General features: G+C 66.5%; 1 protein-coding gene. It reads right to left on the bottom strand.

The window, feature by feature from the left end; genetic code table 11:
* The coding region (locus ACFULQ_RS49080) for a condensation domain-containing protein (RefSeq protein ID WP_383558350.1) at positions 1-1,614 on the bottom strand (1,614 nt) is incomplete at its 3' end.
* Between the last annotated feature and the right edge of the window lie 18 nt (positions 1,615-1,632).

Here is a 1,632-nt window from a genome sequence, read left to right as displayed (position 1 = left end):
CTCCAACACCCGAGCCCGCTCCCCCAGACCCAACACATCCACCCCAGACACCCGAGACGACGGATCCTCCACCAACGCCTCAAGCACCCGCACCAAACGGCCCGCGAGCGCCCCGGCAACCTCCTCATCGAAGAGATCCGCCGCCACCGTCACCGCACCACGCACACCCGCAGGCGCACCCTCGGCGTCGAACAGCTCACCCACCATCACGTCCACGTCGAACTTCGCCGCCGGACGAGCCGTCGACAACAGCTCCACACCCACACCAGCCAAATCAAGGCTGGCTTCGGCAGTGTTGTGCAACGTGAGGACAACTTGGAACAAGGGGTGGCGGGCCAGGGACCGGGTCGGGGCCAGCTCCTCCACCAACCGCTCGAACGGCACATCCTGATGCGCGAACGCCCCAAGACCCGCCTCCCGCACCCGCCCCAACACCTCAGCGAACGACGGATCACCCGACAGATCCGTCCGCAACACCAACGTGTTCACAAAGCAGCCGACCAGATCGTCCAGCGCCTCATCCGTCCGGCCCGCGATCGCCGAACCGATCGGAATATCCACACCCGCGCCCAGCCGCGACAACGTCACCGCCAACGCCGACTGCATCAGCATGAACAGCGTCACACCCTCGGCCCGCGCCAACTCCACCAGCCGCGCATGCACCCCCGCCGGCACCACAAACCCCGCACTGTGCCCACGATGACTCGCCACCGCAGGACGCGCACGATCAAACGGCAGGCCCAACTCCTCCGGAACACCCGCCAGTTCAGTTCGCCAGTAAGCGATCTGCCGGGAGAGCAGGCTCCCTGGGTCTTCCTCCGCACCGAGCAGGTCCCGCTGCCACAACGCATAATCCGCGTACTGCACCGGCAACGGCTCCCACCCCGGAACGCCACCCCCACACCGCGCCCCATACGCCATCGACAAATCCCGCGCCAACGGACCCATCGACCAGCCATCACCCGCAATGTGATGCACCACAAGTGCAAAAACGTGCTCGTCCGGGCCCACTGCGAACAACGAGGCCCTCACAGGTACCTCAACTGCCAAGTCGAACGCATGCTGTGTCGCCCGAGCCACCGCCTCGGACAAGTCCGGCGAGGCGACCTCGGTCACCGTCAGCTCCCATGCGAGCTCGTCCATGCCCAGAACGCGCTGATACGGCTCGCCGTCGACCACGGGAAACACCGTGCGAAGCGCCTCATGCCGCCCCAGGACATCGCGGAGCGCCTCAGCCAGAGCCTGACGGTCCAACTTCCCGGTCAGACTCAGTACAACAGGGCTGTTGTACGTCTGGCTCGGCCCTTCCAGCTGCCCGATGAACCACAGCCGTCGCTGCGCGTAGGACAACGGCACCCGGGCCGGACGCTCAACCTTCACCAGCGCCGCACGTGCCTGCCCTGCCTCGGCCAACTTCGCCGCCAGTCCAGCTGGCGTCGGCGACTCGAACAGTGCCCGAATCTCCACTTCAACGCCCAGCACCGCACGCACCCGGCTCACCAACCGCGTCGCCAACAGCGAATGCCCACCAAGCTCAAAGAAGTCGTCGTCGACGCCGACGCTGTCCAGGCCGAGGACCTCGGCGAACGCCTGGCACAGGATCTCTTCCTGCACAGTCGCCGGGCCGCGTCG

It is taken from the genome of Streptomyces sp. NPDC057253, assembly GCF_042669125.1.
In the GTDB taxonomy this organism is placed as follows: Bacteria; Actinomycetota; Actinomycetes; order Streptomycetales; family Streptomycetaceae; genus Streptomyces.
This window is presented reverse-complemented; position numbering and strand designations above follow the sequence as displayed.